Source organism: Streptomyces sp. NPDC052101, from assembly GCF_040680235.1.
GTDB lineage: Bacteria > Actinomycetota > Actinomycetes > Streptomycetales > Streptomycetaceae > Streptomyces.
In genome coordinates, this window is the sequence record NZ_JBFAWH010000002.1 from 662,553 (window position 1) to 679,540 (window position 16,988).

Genomic DNA, 16,988 nt, shown 5'->3' on the forward strand with positions numbered 1-16,988 from the left:
AAACGGTGAGCGGTCAGCGGGTCGCGCCCGTGACGATCCAGCGGCCTGAGCGGGTGCGTAGCCACAGGGTCAGCATGCGGATGGTCATCATCAGTGTCATGGCGGCCCACAGGGCGGTGAGCCCGCCGCCGAGCGTGGGGACGAGCAGGGCGACGGGAGCGAACACGGCGAGGGTGACGACCATGGCCACGGCCAGGTAGGGCCCGTCGCCGGCACCCATCAGGACTCCGTCCAGCACGAAGACGATCCCGCAGACGGGTTGCGAGAGCGCCACCATCAGCAGGGCGGGCAACGCCGCATCCTTGACCACGGAGTCACTGGTGAACAGCGGAAGGAAGAGCGGCCGGGCGGCCACCACGAGCAGGCCGAGGACCACACCGGTCGCGACGCCCCACTGAACCATGCGGCGGCACGCCTCACGCGCTCCTTGCGGGTCGTTCGCGCCGAGATGGCGGCCGATGATGGCCTGTCCCGCGATCGCTATCGCGTCGAGCGCGAAGGCCAGCAGGTTCCACAGGGACAGGACGATCTGATGGGCGGCGATGTCGGCGTCGCCCAGATGCGCCGCGACGGCCGTGGCGATCATCAGGATCGCCCGCAGTGACAGCGTACGGACCAGGAGCGGAACGCCTGCCTGAGCCGAGGCCCGGATCCGGGCGGCGTCCGGGCGGAGGGAAGCCCGGTGCCGACGGGCCCCGCGTACGACCACGGCCAGATAGACGGCTGCCATGCCACACTGCGCGATGACCGTGCCCCAGGCCGAACCGGCGATGCCGAGCCCGGCGCCGTAGACGAGTCCCGCGTTGAGGGCGCCATTGGCGACGAAGCCTGCGATGGCGACGTAGAGCGGGGTCCTCGTGTCCTGCAGCCCACGGAGCACTCCCGTGGCGGCGAGAACGATGAGCATGGCCGGGATACCCAGTGCGGAGATGCGCAGATAGGTCGTGGCATAGGGAGCCGCGGTCGTGGAGGCTCCGAAGAGGTCCACGATGCCGGGGGCCAGGGGAAGGAGGACGGCGATCACGCCGATACCGAGCAGCAGTGCCAGCCAGATGCCGTCCATGCCCTGGCGAATGGCCGCCCGCGGATCGCCGGCGCCGACGCGTCGGGACACTGCGGCGGTGGTGGCGTAGGCGAGAAAGGCGAAGACGCTCACCGCGGTGGTGAGGAGGGCGGAGGCGACGCCGAGTCCGGCGAGCTGCGCGGTCCCGAGGTGGCCGACGATGGCACTGTCGGCCATGACGAAGAGTGGCTCGGCGACGAGGGCGCCGAAGGCCGGGACGGCCAGCGCGACGATCTCTCTGTCGTGCCGCCGGCGGGTGGCCTCGGGTATCGCGGGAGCCTGTGTCATGAGCATTAATCTAATCGTCCACAGGTAAGTGATGCAAATGGCTACTGACCATTACTTTGCCTGCGGGACTGTATCCTTTCGCGCAGCGTTCGAAGCGATCTTGGTCCGACTGGGAAAGTTTTTCTTCTGCACAGCCGGTGGACGGTAAAAGTGCAGGTCGGGGCGGTCTGTGGCGTGTGATCGAGGGCTTGTTCACAGAGCTGTCCACCGGGTCGTGCACAGGTTTCGGCGAGTTCTCCACAGCATCCGGGCCGTCGTCCACATGGCCTGTGGATAACCAGATTGGCTGACGGTGCCGAGGGGCCTACCGTGGTCCGGCGCCCGCTCCTCCCCTCGGCCTTGGACAGCGTCCTGGTTCCGGCCCTGGAACCGGCACAAATCCGACGCGTCGGAACCGGAGTTGGGCCTCTCAGTTGTCAGTGTCGTGCCGTACAAAAGAGGACACGGCGAGGTCCGCTGTGCGGACGGGAGGAGGTGGCTCGGTGAGCATTTCCGAGCCCTTGGACGATCCGTGGGCCGATGCCGGACCCAGTGATCGTCTGCCGGCCTCCCGCCGACGCGGTGACAGCGGCCGGGGTCGTGACGAACAACACGACCGGGGCCGGGAGAACGGCTCCTGGGACGGTGGGGGTTCTTCCTTCGAGCGGGTGCCACCGCAGGACCTGGATGCCGAGCAGTCGGTGCTGGGCGGCATGCTGCTGTCCAAGGACGCCATCGCCGACGTCGTCGAGATCCTCAAGGGCCACGACTTCTACAAGCCCGCGCACGAGACGATCTACCAGGCGATCCTGGACGTCTACGCCAAGGGCGAGCCGGCCGACCCGATCACCATCGCCGCCGAACTCACCAAGCGCGGCGAGATCAACAAGGTCGGCGGGGCCGCGTATCTGCACAGCCTCGTCCAGACCGTGCCGACGGCGGCCAACGCCGAGTACTACGCGGAGATCGTCCATGAGCGGGCGGTGCTGCGCCGCCTGGTCGAAGCCGGTACGCGCATCACGCAGATGGGATACGCGGCCGACGGCGATGTGGACGAGATCGTCAACCGCGCGCAGGCCGAGATCTACGCCGTCACCGAGCAGCGCACTAGCGAAGACTATCTGCCGCTCGGCGACATCATGGAAGGCGCCCTCGACGAGATCGAGGCGATCGGCTCGCGCAGCGGCGAGATGACCGGTGTGCCGACCGGCTTCACCGACTTCGACTCGCTGACGAACGGCCTGCACCCGGGCCAGATGATCGTCATCGCCGCCCGGCCTGCCATGGGTAAGTCGACGCTCGCGCTGGACTTCGCGCGAGCCGCCTCGATCAAGAACAACCTTCCCAGCGTCATCTTCTCGCTCGAAATGGGCCGCAACGAGATCGCGATGCGTCTGCTGTCCGCCGAGGCCCGGGTCGCCCTGCACCACATGCGGTCCGGCACGATGACTGACGAGGACTGGACCAGGCTTGCCCGCCGCATGCCGGACGTCTCGGCCGCACCGCTCTATATCGACGACTCTCCCAACCTGTCGATGATGGAGATCCGCGCCAAGTGCCGGCGTCTGAAGCAGCGCAACGACCTGAAGCTGGTGGTGATCGACTACCTCCAGCTGATGCAGTCGGGTGGCTCCAAGCGCGCCGAGAGCCGTCAGCAGGAGGTCTCGGACATGTCCCGTAACCTCAAGCTGCTCGCCAAGGAGCTGGAGCTCCCGGTCATCGCGCTCTCCCAGCTCAACCGTGGCCCCGAGCAGCGCACCGACAAGAAGCCCATGGTCTCCGACCTGCGTGAGTCGGGCTCCATCGAGCAGGACGCCGACATGGTCATCCTGCTGCACCGCGAGGACGCCTACGAGAAGGAGTCCCCGCGCGCGGGCGAGGCTGACCTGATCGTGGCCAAGCACCGAAACGGCCCCACAGCCACGATCACGGTCGCCTTCCAGGGCCACTACTCCCGCTTTGTGGACATGGCCCAGACCTGATCGACCCGTTTGTGGGAGCTCATTTCCCGTGTCGGAATCTCACGGTCGATGTCGGATGGAAGTCGGATCCGACATCGCGGTGAGACACCGCAGTTCAGCGGGCCACGCCGCAGCCGTCGGCCGGCGACGCCCTCGGTTCCCCGACACGGGGCTGAGACGCCGAGCGTCCGACACGACATGAGACAGTGGGCGGACTCGCAGGGCAGGCGGCCGACGTCCGACATGAGCCGCGAGACCCTACACCGTTGGCGTGGTCTCCCCTTCCGGTCCGAGTGGGGCGCGCTTCACCGGATGGTGTCCGTGAAATGAACTCGACGGCCGTCGCGTGACCCGATGGACTGGGCCCATGACGACACCTCAGGAAGAGCTGCTCCCCACGACCCGACGGGCCCTGCTCCACCGGATCGCCGTCGCACAGGCCGAAGGCCGGGCGCCGTCGTTGGTCGCGTCCGTCGTGCGGGGCGGGCGGGCCGTGTGGCACGGGACGCGGACTTCGGTGGACGGGCACGGGCCGGACGAGACCGTGCAATACCGGATCGGGTCCATCACCAAGACCTTCACCGCCGTCCTGGTGATGCGGCTGCGCGACGAGGGCCTGCTCGACCTCGGTGATCCGCTGGAGAAGCATCTGCCGGGCACCGGCGCGGGCGAGGCGACGATCGCCGAACTGCTCGCGCACACGGCAGGGTTGGCGGCCGAGTCGCCCGCGCCCTGGTGGGAGCGGACTCCCGGAACCCTCCGCCCCGAGCTGAGCGATGTGCTCGGCGAACATCCCCTCCTGCACCCCGTCGGCCGCCGGCATCACTACTCCAACCCCGGCTACACGGTGCTCGGCGCGCTGGTGGAGGAGGTGCGGGGCGCTTCCTGGGAGGAGGTGCTGCGCGATGAGATCCTCGACCCGCTCGGCCTGCACCGTACAAGCACGCAGCCACAGGCCCCGCACGCCGGTGGATGGGCCGTGCACCCGTGGGCGGACGCCATGCTGCCGGAGCCGCTGGAGGACCTGGGCAGGATGGCACCGGCCGGCCAGTTGTGGTCGACCACGGGGGACCTGGCGCGCTTCGCGGCGTTTCTGGTCGCGGGGGACGACCAGGTACTCAGCGCGGAGTCGGTACGGGAGATGCGCACACCGGCCGCGCCGGCAGAGGCGGCGGATGTGCTGGACGGGGCCACATACGGCCTCGGTCTGCAGATCCAGCGCCGGGACGGCCGACTTCTGGTCGGGCACTCCGGTTCACTGCCGGGTTTCCTGGCGAACCTCAGTATCAGCGTGGACGACGATGTGGCCGCGGTGGTGCTTGCCAACTGCACCAGTGGACCGCTGTTGGGAGCGGTGGGCGCCGACCTGGTGCGGATCGTCGCCGAGGCGGAGCCGCGGATCCCGGAGCCCTGGCGGCCGCTGCGCGAGGTCGATCCGGCGGTCCTGGAGCTGGCGGGGCAGTGGTACTGGGGGACCAACGCCTTCGGCCTGCGGGTGACCGCAGACGGCCTTCTCGCGCTGGGCCCGCTGACCGGCGCCGGCCGTCGCACCCGCCTCCGCTCGAACGGTGACGGCACCTGGACCGGCCTGGAGGGATACTTCGCCGGGGAGCTGCTGCGGCCCGTGCGACGCCCGGACGGGACCGTGGGCCATCTCGACCTCGGCTCGTTCGTGTTCACACGCCAGCCGTACGACCCCGCGTCCGCGATCCCTGGTGGAGTGGACCCGGAGGGATGGCGGGGCATTCGCTAGGCCCTGGGCAGCGGGGGTGTGTTTCACGTGAAACACACCCCCGTCGTGTTGTGGCCCCGCTGCGCTCAGAGGCGCAGTTTGAAGCCCTCGTGTGAGGCGCTGAATCCGAGCCGTTCGTAGAAGCGATGGGCGTCGGTGCGCGACTTGTCGGACGTCAGCTGGACCATCCGGCAGTCCAGGTGGCGGGAGGTGTCGATCGCCCACTCGATCAGCAGGCTGCCCAGACCGCTGCCCCGTTCGTCGGCGTGGATGCGCACGGCCTCGATCAGGGCGCGGGTCGCTCCCTGGTGGGAGAGCCCGGGAATGATCGTGAGCTGGAGGGTTCCGATCACGCGGTCTTCGCGGACCGCGACGACGAGGTGCTGGTTCGGATCGGCGTCCAGGCGTTCCAGCGCGGTCCGGTAGGGCGTCATGTCGTCGAGGGACTCGCGCTGAGCACCCAGTGGATCGTCGGCGAGCATCGCGACGATGGCCGGAAGGTCCTCGGTGGTCGCAGGCCGTATTTCAAGATCTCCCATACCCGCACCCTATGCAGGTATGTTCAGAGACTCCACAACCCTTACGAGCGGCGCCAGTTCGGGGTTTCTGGAGGCTTCGTCCAGGGCCTCGCGCAGGGCGGCGTCATTGGTGGGTCGTGCCTCTTCGAGCAGCCGCAGGCCCGTCTCGGTGACGTTGGTGTAGATGCCGCGCCGGTCGGTGGGGCAGAGATAGCGCTCCAGCAGGCCGCGGTCCTCCAGCCGGGTCACCAGGCGCGTGGTGGCGCTCTGGCTGAGGACGACCGCATCGGCGACCTGCTTCATCTGCAGATGGCCGCCCTCGCCGTCGTGCTGGCGGCTCAGCACATCGAGCAGCGAGTACTCCCGCACGCTCAGCTCGTGCTTCCCCTGCAGGGCGCGCTCGATGTGCGCCTCGATCCTGCCGTGCAGCGCAGAGAGGGCGCACCAGCCCTGCGCGAGGGCGGTGAGCGCGGGGTCCGTCGCTGTCATTGGCGTTTTCCTCCGTCCCGGAGTGGCTGCATCAAGAGTAGAGCAGGATCGCAATAGTGTGCGGTTGCCATTAACCCGCGTCTGCAATTAATGTGGACGCAGGCAAAGTGCTTCTGCAATCTTCTGGGAAGGTGTACCCCTCCATGCCTCTCGCGCTTCTGGCCCTCGCGATCGGGGCCTTCGGAATCGGAACGACCGAGTTCGTGATCATGGGTTTGCTGCCCCAGGTCGCGGGCGATTTCGGGGTCTCGATCCCCACGGCGGGTCTGCTGGTGACGGGCTACGCGCTCGGCGTGGTCATCGGCGCGCCGCTGATGACCGTGCTCGGCACGAAGGTCTCCCGCAAGCGCATGCTGATGCTGCTGATGGGCCTCTTCATTGCCGGAAACCTGCTCTCCGCGTTGGCCCCCTCCTTCGCGGTCATGCTGATCGGACGCGTGGTGGCCTCGCTCGCGCACGGCGCCTTCTTCGGCATCGGCTCGGTCGTCGCGGCCGAGCTGGTGGCGCCCCACAAGAAGGCCGGTGCCATCGCCATGATGTTCACCGGCCTGACCGTCGCCAATGTCGTCGGTGTCCCGCTGGGCACGCTCATCGGCCAGCACGTCGGCTGGCGCATCACGTTCGGTATCGTCGCGGGCCTCGGGGTCATCGGCCTCGCCGGTGTCGCCAAGCTGGTGCCCGAGATGCCGCGGCCCGAGGGGGTCCATCTGCGGCACGAGCTGGCCGCTTTCAAGAACGCCCAGGTCCTGCTCGCCATGGCGATGACCGTCCTCGGCTTCGGCGGCGTCTTCGCGGCCATCACCTACATCGCGCCGATGATGACCCACATCGCGGGCTTCGCCGACGGCTCGGTCACCTGGCTGCTGGTCCTGTTCGGCCTCGGCATGGTCGGCGGCAACCTCATCGGCGGCAAGTTCGCCGACCGCGCCCTGATGCCGATGCTGTACGTCTCCCTGGGTGCCCTGGCCGTCGTCCTGGCCCTCTTCACGCTCACGGCCCACAACAAGATCGCGGCGGCCGTCACCATCGCCCTGATCGGCGCCTTGGGCTTCGCGACCGTACCGCCGCTGCAGAAGCGCGTGCTCGATCAGGCGCACGGTGCTCCGACGCTCGCGTCGGCCGTGAACATCGGCGCCTTCAACCTTGGCAACGCGCTCTCCGCCTGGCTCGGCGGCATCGTGATCGCGGCCGGCTACGGCTACACCGCCCCCAACTGGGTCGGCGCCGCCCTCGCCGCGGCCGCGCTGGTCCTCGCCGTCTTCTCGGCGGCCCTGGAGCGCCATGACGACGCCCGCAGCACCGTCGTCACCTCCGGTGCGCCCGCCAAACGGCAGACCCCGGTCCACCACTGAATCGCTCGGACCACAGGGCGGCGCACCAGCCGTATCTCACAGATCTCCGTGCCGGGTCGCATCTCCGGCACGGCAGGCACCCCGATTTCAGCACCACCGAGGAGAGAATCTCCATGAGCACCACCGCCGTCGCCCCGCTGTCCATCGAGGACGCCGAGCTACTCGTCGCCACGGCCCGCCGCGCGGCCGAGGACGCCGAGGTCACCGTCAGCATCACCGTCCTGGACGCCGGCGGCCATCTGCTCGCCTTTCGCCGGGACGACCGGGCCGTGCTGATCTCCGGTGAGACCAGCACCCGCAAGGCCTACACGGCCCTGCAGCTGAACGCTCCCACCGCCGATCTGGTCGACGCCGTCCAGCCGGGTGGCCTCTTCCACACACTGCCCACGGCCCTCGACCGGCCCCTGCTGTTCATCGCGGGCGGAGTGCCCGTCCACCGGGACGGCAGGCTGATCGGCGCGATCGGCGTCGGCGGGGGCGCGCCCGAGCAGGACCACGGCTTCGCCACCGTGGCCGTGCAGGCGCTCGCCTGATCACCCCATCCGGTAGGGACAACGCCGGCCTGGCCGCATGACGCGGCAGGGCCGGCGCTCGTCGTACGACGGTCAGCCAGCGGCCACCGTCAGTGGCGCGAACCGCCGGGTCCAGTCCCCCGGGAGATCCGTGATGCCGTAGGTCATCACCGCGTTGAAAGCCACGGAGGCCAGCCCCCGTGCCTTCGCCCAGGTCCGCAGTTCCTCATGGCGCGTGTCGATGTCGGTGCGCAGCGGACGGTCTGTATGGGCGGCCAGCGAGCTGATGAGGGCCTGGGCAGTCTCCGTGTCCCGGGCGATCAGTGGACCGATGACATGGGTGTCCATGTTGGGCCATGCGGCCGCGTAGCCGATGATCCGGCCGTCCTGTTCGGCCACCCGCAACTGGTCGGCGAAGGCGGGCAGCCGGGTGATCAGGGGAGTGCGGTCGACGCCGAACACCTCCTCGTCGAGCCGCAGGATCGAGGGAAGGTCCTCCGCGGTAGCGGCGCGGGTGAGCAGGCCGGTCTCCGGACCGCCCGGAGTGAAGTGGCCGCACAACATCTCCGCCCGGCCCGTCACCTTGAAGCCCAGTTCTTCGTACAGGGGAAGGCCGTTGGGTGTGGCGTGCAGGGTGAGCGGAGTGGTCCCCATGGTCGAGACGACATGGCGCATCAAACGGCGTCCGACACCTTGGCGGGCATGGCGTTCGGCCACCAGAACCATGCCGATGGCACGAAGATCCGGGCGCCCCCACGAGCCGTACTCCGTGACGACGCATACGGCGACAAGCCCCCCTTGAGGGTCGTCGATGCCGAAGCCCTTTCCGGCCGCGAGAAGGAATCCCCACTTGTGCTCCTCGCGTGGCCACCCCCGGTCCTCGGACAAGTCGGCGCAGGCGGTGAGATCGCGAAGCGTCAGACGGCGGATGGGCAGAGCGGCAAGGGAAGGAGTCGACACGCAGGTCAGGCTGTCCGACCGGCGGCCCCGGCGTCCACCCGTTTCGGCGTAGACACACGTGCTTTTGGCCATGCCGTAGCCATATGCACAGCACACGGACAGCGGGACGTGTTTCACGTGAAACGTGGGCAGGCGGTTAGCCTCAGGCCATGCCGAGACTTCATCTCTTCGATCTCGATGGCACGTTGCTGCACGGCAGTACGGCACCGGTGGAGATTTCCCGCCAGTTGGGCCTGGAAGCGGAGACCGTGGCGCTGGACCGGGCCATCGCCGAGGGACGGATCGGTCCGCCGGAGTACGCGGCCCAGGTGTACGACCTGTGGACAGAGCTGACCGAGGCGGATGTCAGCGCCGCATTCGAGGCGGCTCCCTGGCTGGCCCGCATCCGTGAGGTCTGGGCAGAGATCAGAAGCGCGGGCGAATACTCCGCGGTGGTGTCGCTCTCGCCGTCCTTCTTCGTGGAACGCCTTCTCGACTGGGGCGCTCACGCGGCTCACGGATCCCGCTTCCCGGCCCTGCCGTTCACCGAACCGGTCGATCCGTCCGGGGTGCTCAGCTCAGCAGCCAAGGTGACCATCGCGGACCGGCTCTGCGAGGAGTTCGGAGTGGTTCGGGCGGACTGCGTGGCGTACGGCGATTCCTCGTCTGACAAGGATCTGTTTGCTGTCGTACCGGTTTCCGTGGCGGTCAATGCGGACGCCCATCTGGCCGGGCTCGCGACTCACTCCTACACGGGACGGGATCTGTGGGATGCCTATGCATTGGTTCGCTCTGCCCGCTAGCTGACGGACTCCGTGGTTCGCCCTCTTGTCCGATTCGTGACGGAGTCAGGGGGGACTTGTGTGTGCGGCGATGGCCGGTAGGGTCGACTCCGGTTCACGCCGTGCTACGGCTGACCGTCCGCCGGGGGAAAGCATGCACCTTCCGGGGAGGTGCGCAGACCGACCGCAAGACGTTCGAGGCGAGGGCACACCATGGACGCTCCGACCACCACGTCGGGGGAGAACGGCATATCGGGCGGAGGCGACTGGTTCACGCCGCGCAAGGCGCAACCGGCTCCGCCGCTGGACGCTGACCAGGAGACGCCGCAAAGCCCGCACCCGGCGGATCCGCTCAGCCAGTCCCCGATGGCCGCATCGGCCCCACCGCGTGTGCCGGACCAGCGGGCAGCCCCGCCCGTCGAGGAGGGGTCTCAGGACGCCATCCTCATACGCCGCACGATGACCGAGATAGGCCCGGTCGCCGACAAGGTCACCTCCTACTTCTACGCGCTGCTGTTCATCCGCCGCCCCGACCTGCGCGCGATGTTCCCGCCCGCGATGGACACCCAGCGGGACCGCCTGGTGAAGGCGCTGCTCACTGCGGCCGAGCACCTGGACAACACTCCGGTCCTCGTCGACTACCTGCAGAACCTCGGTCGTGGGCACCGCAAGTACGGGACGCATGCCGAGCACTATCCGGTCGTCGGGGAGTGCCTGATCGGCGCCTTGAGCAAGTACGCCGCCACCATATGGAACCCGGAGACCGAGGCGGCCTGGGTGCGGGCGTACACGACGCTCTCCCAGGTCATGATCGACGCTGCGGCGACGGACGAACTGCGGTCCCCGGCCTGGTGGCAGGCCGAGATCGTCACTCACGACCTCAGAACCCGCGACGTCGCGATCCTCACCGTCCGTCCGGACCAGCCCTATCCCTTCCTCGCCGGCCAGTACACGAGCGTGGAGACACCCTGGTGGCCACGGGTATGGCGGCATTACTCCTTTGCCTCCGCGCCCCGCTCGGACGGACTGCTGACCTTCCATGTGAAGGCCCTACCGGCAGGCTGGGTCTCCAACGCGCTGGTGCACCGCGCCCGGCCCGGAGACGTCATACGTCTCGGCCCGCCGATCGGCTCCATGACCGTCGACCACACGACCGACAGCGGACTGCTCTGCCTGGGCGGCGGTACCGGCATAGCGCCGATCAAGGCCCTGGTCGAGGATGTCGCTGTGCGCGGAGCACAGCGGCCCGTCGAGGTGTTCTACGGAGCCCGTACCGACCACGACCTCTACGAGATCGACACCATGCTGCGGCTTCAGCAGAGCAACCCCTGGCTGTCGGTCCGGGCCGTCATCGACCAGCAGGCGCGCCTCCGGCTTCCCGATGCGCTCCGCGACTACGGCCCCTGGAACGAGTACGACGCCTATCTCTCCGGTCCGCCCGGAATGATCCGCAGCAGCGTCGACACGCTCCGGAACATCGGCGTCCCGTCGAGCCGGATATGGCACGACGAGGTGGAGGAACTGCTCGTCATCGGGAACTGAGGCGCTATCCGAGGTCGGGAGCATGCATGGCGCGTACCCCCTCGATGTTGCCGTCCAGATAGTGGCGCAGCGACAGCGGGACAAGGTGGACGGAGGCGATGCCGACGCGGGTGAAGGGGACGCGGACGATCTCGTACTCACCGGCCGGTTCGTCCACTTCGGGGCCGTGCCGCAGGGCAGGGTCCATGGACTCCAGCCGGCAGACGAAGAAGTGCTGCACCTTCACGCCGGTCGCGCCGCCGTCCTCGCCGATGTGCTCGACGGTGTCCACGAAGCACGGCACGACATCGGTGATCTTGGCGCCGAGTTCCTCGGACACCTCCCGGTGCAGTGCGTCCACGACGGTAGGGTCCCCGGGTTCGACCCCGCCACCGGGAGTGACCCAGTAGGGATCGACACCGGGCTTGGTGCGCTTGATCAGGATCAGGTCGTCACCGTCCAGCAGAACGGCACGGGCGGTGCGCTTGACCACGGGTCGGACGGTCATGGGAGAAATGTGGCCCGGCTGGTTCCACGTGAAACATCGCATGGCGTCATCGCATGGCCGCCGTGGGTGGCGGCTGCGCCGAAGGGCCTCAGCACCAGTCCGCAGCGGCCCGCTGGAGCCATTCGTGAGCCCGCGCTATATGAGGCATGGCAAGGGTGCCGGTGCGCACCACCAGGAAGTAGGTGCGCAGCGGCGGCACCACCGGGTCGTTCAGGGGCGCGATCGTGCCGTCGTCGAGAGCTGCGGTGCACAGATACCGGGGCAGCACAGCGAGTCCGGCACCCGCGATCGCACAGGCGAGCACCGCCCGCAGATCGGGGACGATGACCGTGCCCGAGGCGGCCGGCCGGGAGTCAAAGACGGAGGCCCAGTAGCGCGAGACGAAGGGCAGCGACTCGTGGACCTCGACGACGGGCAGATTCTCCAGTGCGGGCGCCCCCTTCAGGCGCAGTGCCTCCGCACCGATCCGCTCCACCCAGCGAGGGGCGGCGACCAGCACATGCTCCTCGTCGCAGAGCGGAGTCGCGGTGAGTAGCGCACCGCGTGGTCGAGCCGTGCTGATGGCCAGATCGTGGTGTCCTGAGGCCAGCCCTTCCAGCGTCTCTTCCGCCGTGCCGAAGGAGGCGCGGAGCGCGAACCCCTGGCCGTCGTCACCGGTCAGCTCGGTCAGGGCGGGCAGGGCGCGTTCGGCGGTGAACTCGGGCGGACCGGCGAGATGCAGGGTTCTGAGCGAGGACTCGTCGTCCAAGCCGCTCTCGGCTATCTCCACCAGGGCGTCGAGATGGGGCGCTGCCTTGTGCGCGAGTTCGTCGCCGATGGTCGTCGGGGTCACTCCGCGCGCCTGGCGAAGGAAGAGAGGCTTGCCCAGCTGCCGTTCCAGCGTGCGGATCTGCGAGGTGACGGCGGGCTGGGAGAGGCCGAGCAGAGCGGCGGCGCGGGTGAAGGAACCAGCCCGGTGCACAGTGACGAAGGTGCGCAGCAAGGCCAGGTCCATGGTGGTGTGCCCTCCCTTATCCCTGCCCTCCTTCGGCCCCAGGCAGGCCCCAACTATAAATAAGTCGATAGGTCTCTGTCGCTAGCGTGATTGGACACTGACGGAGAGTCAACTAGCCTTGTTCGCGCGGTTCTTAGCGCGCGGAACCGAAGGCGGTCCGAGCCACGAGGGGGGAGGCTCGGACCGTCGTGCGCCACCGGCCGGCGGGCGGGCGAGGGCTCACTCGGCGGACTCGTCGAGCGCGCGCAGCACGTCGGCGATCAGGTCCTCGGGATCCTCGGCGCCCACGGACATGCGGATGAAGCCCTCGGGGACCGGGTCCCCGCCCCACCGGCGGCGGCGCTCGGCTGTGGAACGCACACCGCCGAAGCTGGTCGCGTCCTCCACCAGGCGCAGAGCCTGGAGAAAATGCTCCGCACGCGCGCGCGTGGGCAGCGTGAAGGACACCACGCAGCCGTAGCGGCGCATCTGCTGTGCGGCGATCTCGTGCGAAGGATCGTCGGGCAGCCCGGGGTAGCGCAGGTCTGACACCTCGGGCCGCTGCCTGAGGGACTCGGCGACCGCGAGGGCGGTGGCGTTCTGCCGGTCGACGCGCAACTGGAGTGTGGCGATGGACCGGTGCGCGAGCCATGCCTCCATGGGCCCGGAGATCGCCCCGCCGATCTTGCGCCAGTGCCGTACAGCGGCCATCGCCTCGGCGTCGCGGCCGGCGACATAGCCGAGGAGCAGGTCGCCGTGGCCGGTGAGTTGCTTGGTGCCGCTGGCCACGGAGAAGTCGGCACCCAGCTCCAGCGGGCGCTGCCCGAGCGGTGTGGCGAGGGTGTTGTCGACGGCCACCAGGGAACCCTGCGCGTGGGCCGCCCGCACCTGGCGCCGGATGTCGCACACGTCCAGCCCCGGGTTCGACGGGGACTCGATCCACAGCAGCCGGGCGCCGTCGAGGGCCTCCAGCTGGCCGTCACCGCCGGTGGCCGCCGTGCGCACCTCGATGCCGTACGCCTCCAGCTGGGCGCGGACCAGCGGCAGCACCTGATAGCCGTCGGAGGGCAGCACGACCGCGTCCCCGGCACGCAGCTGGGAGAACAGCACGGAGGAGATGGCCGCCATACCGGAGGCGAAGACCAGCGTCTCGACGTCATCCCGCCCGGGCGCCTCCAGCTCGCCGATGGCCCGCTCCAGCAGCGTCCAGGTCGGGTTGCCGTCACGGCCGTACACGTACGGGCCCGTCGCCTCGCCGGGCAGGTGGAAGTGCGCCGCGAACACTGGTCCGGGCAGGGGCGGCTCGTGTTTGACGGGCTCGGGCAGGCCCGCGCGTACCGCGCGCGTGCCGTCGCCGGTGCGACCCGCGTCCTCGGAGGTGTCGCTCATGCGACCCGTCCTCCCAGCTGCTCACGTACGGCGTCGAGCAGACCCACGCTCGCCGCCTCCACCATCCCGAGGCACTCCTCGAAACCGTCCCGGCGTCCGTAGTACGGATCCGGCACGTCGAGGTCGTCTTCGGCGTATTCAGAAGGGGCGTGCGAAGCACTCGTTGAGGAGTGGTGGCCGGGCGACGGGCGGGCGTAGGAGCGCAGGAGGCGGACCTTGCGCGCGTCCTTCTCGGCGGGCGCGAGGCGGCGCAGGGCCTTCAGATGGCCGTGGTCGAGGGCGATCACGAGATCGAGGCGGGAGAACCACGAAGGCTGGAACTGGCGCGCCGTGTGATCGCTGTCGTACCCATGCTCCTCGAGGACCGAGACGGTCCGCGGGTCGGCGGGTTCGCCCTCGTGCCAGCCGCCGGTGCCCGCGCTGTCGACCCCCACCCGGTCTTCGAGACCGGCCTCCGCCACCCGCGCGCGGAAGACGGATTCGGCCATCGGGGAGCGGCAGATGTTGCCGGTGCACACAAAACAGACGCGGTAGGTCATGGTGCGCTCAGTCCTCGTCCGGCAGGACGACGTGCAGCGCCCAGGAGACCACGGAGACGATCAGACCGCCGACGACGGCCGTCCAGAAACCCTGCACATGGAAGCTCAGGTCGAGCTTGCCGCACACCCAGGAGGTCAGCAGCAGCATCAGCGCGTTCACGACCAGGGTGATCAGGCCCAGGGTCAGGATGAACAGCGGGAAGGTGAGTACCTTCACGATCGGCTTGACCAGCCAGTTCACCAGGCCGAAGACCAGCGCGACGACGATCAGTGTGCCGGCCTTCTTGGCCGTGCTGTCACCGGTAAGAGTGATCTTGTCCAGCAGCCATACGGCAACTGCCAGGGCTCCTGCGTTGGCGATCGTCTTGACTACGAAATTCTTCATGTGTCTGATCGTGGCAGACCGGATCGGAACCGAGCAGTGAGGCGAGGGCGACAGCGGCGATGAAGGCATTCCGGCTGGACGAACTGGAGACGGAGCGCGCTGCGAACGAGGGGGCCTACCTCCAGTTCCTGCGGGAGCGGAACATGTCCGTCGGCTTGTACGCCCTCAACGCGGGCGAGCACGACCCGCAGAAACCGCACAACCAGGACGAGGTGTACTTCGTCGTGAGCGGCCGGGCGTCGATCACGGTCGGACTGGAGACGACCGAGGTGGCGCGGGGCAGCATCGTCTACGTGCCGGCCGGAGTCGCCCACAAGTTCCATCACATCAGTGAGGATCTGAGGGTTCTCGTCGTCTTCTCTCCGCCCGAGGCGTGAGCCCGGGTCTCGGGGTTCCCTAGGGGACGGGTCAGGGGAGGACAAGGGACGCGAGGCCCCCGCGGGACCCCCTGCCGGCCCTAGCATCGAGTGCAGAACACCAAAGCTGTACTGAGAACCCAGACGTACGACAAGCAAAGGACGAGGGCGATGCGTGAGATCTTCGCGGGACTGCCGTGGTGGGTGAAGTGGGTCGCGGTGCCGGTCATCGCCCTGGTCGTGTTCGGCGGCCTGATAGCGACCGTGGTCGGATTCGTGATCGGCCTGCTGTTCAAGGCGCTGATCTTCGTCGCCCTGGTCGGCGGACTCATCTACATCGTGCGCAAGTTCATGTCGAACTCCTCCTCGCGCAGCGACTGGTGACGTACGCGAGGACCGGTGACCGGCGAAGAGGCCACCGGTTCTCGGCAAGGTGAGCACCGGTTTCCCTCGGGCGAGGGAAGTTTCCCCGCGACGCCGTCTGGGTGCGGCAGCGGACGGTTAGAGTCCGGAACTCCCGCGGGGTCCGGCCCCGCGGGCGGCGCAGATCCCCTCCGTGCTCTTCCTCCGCACGGGCTGCCCCTCGTGCTCCGGGAGTGACCCTTGGCCACGGTTGACACCGCACCGCCAGAACCGCACGCACCCCCCACTCAACCGCGCTCGTGCGCACCCCCAGCCCAACGGCCGCCCACCGTGGCGGTCCCGGAACAACCGCACGCGACCGACGCTCCCAGCCCCTCGCACCCGACCGAGGCTCCCAGCTCCCCGCACCCGACGGACGTTCCTGGCCCTCCGCGCTCCACCGGCGTCGGTACGCCACTGCGCCCCAGCCGCACCTCTGGGCCCCCGCACGACGCCCACACCCCCGGCCGGCCGGCCGCCGCGACACTCATCGGATCCGTCCAGCGCGCCATGCGCCTGCTGGAGACCGTCGCCACACACGCCTACGGCGCCCCCGCCAAACAACTCGCCCGCGAGACCGGCCTCGCCCTCCCGACGACGTACCACCTGCTGCGCACCCTGGTGCACGAGGGCTATCTGCGCCGTGAGAAGGGGTTGTTCTTCCTCGGCGACGCGGCCGAACGGCTCGGCAGCAGCGGAGCGGAGCAGAAACGTCGCACCGCGGTGGCCGACACGCTCGCGCACTGGCGCGACTCCATCGGCGTCCCCGTGTACTACGCGATGTACCGGGACGGCGAGATCGAGGTCATGTGCGTCTCCGACTCGCCCGAGGCACCAGCGGTCGAGGAGTGGGCCGACTTCCGCGCGACCGGCCACGCACACGCGATCGGGCAGTGCCTGCTCTCACAGCTCGACGAGGACGCCCGCCGCGACCATCTCGCCCGCTATCCCGTGCAGTCCCTCACGCCGTACACCGTGCGTGACAACGATGCTCTGTTGCGTCGGCTGGCCCGGATGCCGCGTATGGAACCGGTGGTGGAGCGCCAGGAGTACGCGGTCGGGACGGTCTGCGCCGCGGTCCCGATCACGGTCGGCACCACCGTGGCCACGATGGCCATGTCGCTGCCCGCCGACCAGGCCGACCGGTTGCTGCCCGCGGCCCATCGGCTGCAGACGGAGATCGGGCGGCATGCAGGGACGCTCACCCTCTCTATCAGTATCTGAAAACTTACTCCTTGTGATCTCTCATGTACGTTCAGCAAGATTTGACCACCGTTAGAGGGACCAATCCCGGCCAGTC

The 16,988-nt window shown here is 68.8% G+C and carries 18 protein-coding genes; 9 read left to right on the top strand and 9 right to left on the bottom strand.

What is annotated here, in order from left to right:
• Positions 1–13 precede the first annotated feature (13 nt).
• Positions 14–1,351 (bottom strand): MATE family efflux transporter, encoded by a 1,338-nt coding sequence (locus tag AB0L75_RS06625; RefSeq protein ID WP_365176259.1) that lies wholly within the window; start codon positions 1,349–1,351, stop codon positions 14–16.
• 482 nt (positions 1,352–1,833) lie between these two features.
• Between AB0L75_RS06625 and dnaB the strand changes: the two genes are divergently transcribed.
• Both dnaB and AB0L75_RS06635 read left to right on the top strand, forming a co-directional pair.
• Positions 1,834–3,312, top strand: a complete 1,479-nt coding sequence (gene dnaB, locus AB0L75_RS06630) for a replicative DNA helicase (protein ID WP_365176261.1) — start codon at positions 1,834–1,836, stop codon at positions 3,310–3,312.
• Positions 3,313–3,658: 346 nt separating this feature from the next.
• A complete protein-coding gene (locus AB0L75_RS06635; RefSeq protein ID WP_365176263.1) occupies positions 3,659–5,044 on the top strand; it encodes a serine hydrolase domain-containing protein in 1,386 nt (461 codons plus the stop codon).
• Positions 5,045–5,109: 65 nt separating this feature from the next.
• On the opposite strand, the gene AB0L75_RS06640 is transcribed toward AB0L75_RS06635, so the two are convergent.
• The gene (locus tag AB0L75_RS06640; RefSeq protein ID WP_365176265.1) at positions 5,110–5,562 is read right to left on the bottom strand and encodes a GNAT family N-acetyltransferase; all 453 of its coding nucleotides are present in this window, start codon (positions 5,560–5,562) and stop codon (positions 5,110–5,112) included.
• Positions 5,563–5,571: 9 nt separating this feature from the next.
• On the bottom strand, positions 5,572–6,030 hold the full coding sequence (locus tag AB0L75_RS06645; protein ID WP_365176267.1) for a MarR family transcriptional regulator: 459 nt from the start codon (positions 6,028–6,030) through the stop codon (positions 5,572–5,574).
• 143 nt (positions 6,031–6,173) lie between these two features.
• On the opposite strand from AB0L75_RS06645, the gene AB0L75_RS06650 reads away from it, so the two are divergent.
• Entirely contained in the window at positions 6,174–7,382 is a 1,209-nt protein-coding gene (locus AB0L75_RS06650; protein WP_365176269.1) for an MFS transporter, read from the top strand.
• 113 nt (positions 7,383–7,495) lie between these two features.
• Complete coding sequence (locus tag AB0L75_RS06655) at positions 7,496–7,915, top strand: heme-binding protein (RefSeq protein WP_365176271.1); 420 nt, start codon at positions 7,496–7,498, stop codon at positions 7,913–7,915.
• Between the two features lie 72 nt (positions 7,916–7,987).
• Here AB0L75_RS06655 and AB0L75_RS06660 read toward each other — a convergent pair whose 3' ends face one another.
• On the bottom strand, positions 7,988–8,854 hold the full coding sequence (locus AB0L75_RS06660) for a GNAT family N-acetyltransferase (RefSeq protein ID WP_365176273.1): 867 nt from the start codon (positions 8,852–8,854) through the stop codon (positions 7,988–7,990).
• A 149-nt stretch (positions 8,855–9,003) separates the two neighbouring features.
• On the opposite strand from AB0L75_RS06660, the gene AB0L75_RS06665 reads away from it, so the two are divergent.
• Together AB0L75_RS06665 and AB0L75_RS06670 are read left to right on the top strand one after the other, a co-directional pair.
• The gene (locus tag AB0L75_RS06665; RefSeq protein ID WP_365176275.1) at positions 9,004–9,636 is read left to right on the top strand and encodes a haloacid dehalogenase-like hydrolase; all 633 of its coding nucleotides are present in this window, start codon (positions 9,004–9,006) and stop codon (positions 9,634–9,636) included.
• A 192-nt stretch (positions 9,637–9,828) separates the two neighbouring features.
• Complete coding sequence (locus AB0L75_RS06670) at positions 9,829–11,157, top strand: globin domain-containing protein (protein WP_365176277.1); 1,329 nt, start codon at positions 9,829–9,831, stop codon at positions 11,155–11,157.
• 4 nt (positions 11,158–11,161) lie between these two features.
• On the opposite strand, the gene AB0L75_RS06675 is transcribed toward AB0L75_RS06670, so the two are convergent.
• The 5 genes from AB0L75_RS06675 to AB0L75_RS06695 all read right to left on the bottom strand — a co-directional run bounded on the left by AB0L75_RS06675 (position 11,162) and on the right by AB0L75_RS06695 (position 14,930).
• Complete coding sequence (locus tag AB0L75_RS06675; protein ID WP_076089889.1) at positions 11,162–11,644, bottom strand: NUDIX hydrolase; 483 nt, start codon at positions 11,642–11,644, stop codon at positions 11,162–11,164.
• Positions 11,645–11,732: 88 nt separating this feature from the next.
• Positions 11,733–12,638, bottom strand: coding sequence for a LysR family transcriptional regulator (locus tag AB0L75_RS06680; protein ID WP_365176280.1), 906 nt, complete (start codon positions 12,636–12,638; stop codon positions 11,733–11,735).
• A 219-nt stretch (positions 12,639–12,857) separates the two neighbouring features.
• Positions 12,858–14,006 (bottom strand): cystathionine gamma-lyase, encoded by a 1,149-nt coding sequence (locus AB0L75_RS06685; protein WP_365176282.1) that lies wholly within the window; start codon positions 14,004–14,006, stop codon positions 12,858–12,860.
• Positions 14,003–14,545, bottom strand: coding sequence for a low molecular weight protein-tyrosine-phosphatase (locus AB0L75_RS06690; RefSeq protein WP_365176284.1), 543 nt, complete (start codon positions 14,543–14,545; stop codon positions 14,003–14,005). The genes AB0L75_RS06685 and AB0L75_RS06690 overlap by 4 nt, the downstream gene beginning before the upstream one ends.
• Before the next feature lie 7 nt (positions 14,546–14,552).
• On the bottom strand, positions 14,553–14,930 hold the full coding sequence (locus AB0L75_RS06695) for a phage holin family protein (protein ID WP_365176286.1): 378 nt from the start codon (positions 14,928–14,930) through the stop codon (positions 14,553–14,555).
• Positions 14,931–14,989: 59 nt separating this feature from the next.
• Here AB0L75_RS06695 and AB0L75_RS06700 point away from each other — a divergent pair, with 59 nt between their 5' ends.
• From AB0L75_RS06700 to AB0L75_RS06710, 3 genes are all read left to right on the top strand, one after another.
• On the top strand, positions 14,990–15,307 hold the full coding sequence (locus AB0L75_RS06700) for a cupin domain-containing protein (protein ID WP_365176288.1): 318 nt from the start codon (positions 14,990–14,992) through the stop codon (positions 15,305–15,307).
• A gap of 150 nt (positions 15,308–15,457) precedes the next feature.
• Positions 15,458–15,670 (top strand): DUF5326 family protein, encoded by a 213-nt coding sequence (locus AB0L75_RS06705; protein WP_365176290.1) that lies wholly within the window; start codon positions 15,458–15,460, stop codon positions 15,668–15,670.
• 528 nt (positions 15,671–16,198) lie between these two features.
• Positions 16,199–16,912 carry an IclR family transcriptional regulator C-terminal domain-containing protein gene (locus AB0L75_RS06710; RefSeq protein ID WP_365176478.1) on the top strand — a complete coding sequence of 238 codons (714 nt, stop codon included), beginning with the start codon at positions 16,199–16,201 and terminating at the stop codon, positions 16,910–16,912.
• The last annotated feature ends 76 nt before the right edge of the window (positions 16,913–16,988 follow it).

Coding starts and splice junctions, on each gene's coding strand:
- AB0L75_RS06645 (WP_365176267.1), bottom strand. CDS start 6,030: ATGACAGCGACGGACCCCGCGCTCACCGCCCTCGCGCAGGGCTGGTGC.
- AB0L75_RS06655 (WP_365176271.1), top strand. CDS start 7,496: ATGAGCACCACCGCCGTCGCCCCGCTGTCCATCGAGGACGCCGAGCTA.
- AB0L75_RS06695 (WP_365176286.1), bottom strand. CDS start 14,930: ATGAAGAATTTCGTAGTCAAGACGATCGCCAACGCAGGAGCCCTGGCA.
- AB0L75_RS06665 (WP_365176275.1), top strand. CDS start 9,004: ATGCCGAGACTTCATCTCTTCGATCTCGATGGCACGTTGCTGCACGGC.
- AB0L75_RS06670 (WP_365176277.1), top strand. CDS start 9,829: ATGGACGCTCCGACCACCACGTCGGGGGAGAACGGCATATCGGGCGGA.
- AB0L75_RS06625 (WP_365176259.1), bottom strand. CDS start 1,351: ATGACACAGGCTCCCGCGATACCCGAGGCCACCCGCCGGCGGCACGAC.
- AB0L75_RS06685 (WP_365176282.1), bottom strand. CDS start 14,006: ATGAGCGACACCTCCGAGGACGCGGGTCGCACCGGCGACGGCACGCGC.
- AB0L75_RS06710 (WP_365176478.1), top strand. CDS start 16,199: ATGCGCCTGCTGGAGACCGTCGCCACACACGCCTACGGCGCCCCCGCC.
- AB0L75_RS06680 (WP_365176280.1), bottom strand. CDS start 12,638: ATGGACCTGGCCTTGCTGCGCACCTTCGTCACTGTGCACCGGGCTGGT.
- AB0L75_RS06650 (WP_365176269.1), top strand. CDS start 6,174: ATGCCTCTCGCGCTTCTGGCCCTCGCGATCGGGGCCTTCGGAATCGGA.
- AB0L75_RS06700 (WP_365176288.1), top strand. CDS start 14,990: ATGAAGGCATTCCGGCTGGACGAACTGGAGACGGAGCGCGCTGCGAAC.
- AB0L75_RS06675 (WP_076089889.1), bottom strand. CDS start 11,644: ATGACCGTCCGACCCGTGGTCAAGCGCACCGCCCGTGCCGTTCTGCTG.
- AB0L75_RS06635 (WP_365176263.1), top strand. CDS start 3,659: ATGACGACACCTCAGGAAGAGCTGCTCCCCACGACCCGACGGGCCCTG.
- AB0L75_RS06640 (WP_365176265.1), bottom strand. CDS start 5,562: ATGGGAGATCTTGAAATACGGCCTGCGACCACCGAGGACCTTCCGGCC.
- AB0L75_RS06705 (WP_365176290.1), top strand. CDS start 15,458: ATGCGTGAGATCTTCGCGGGACTGCCGTGGTGGGTGAAGTGGGTCGCG.
- AB0L75_RS06690 (WP_365176284.1), bottom strand. CDS start 14,545: ATGACCTACCGCGTCTGTTTTGTGTGCACCGGCAACATCTGCCGCTCC.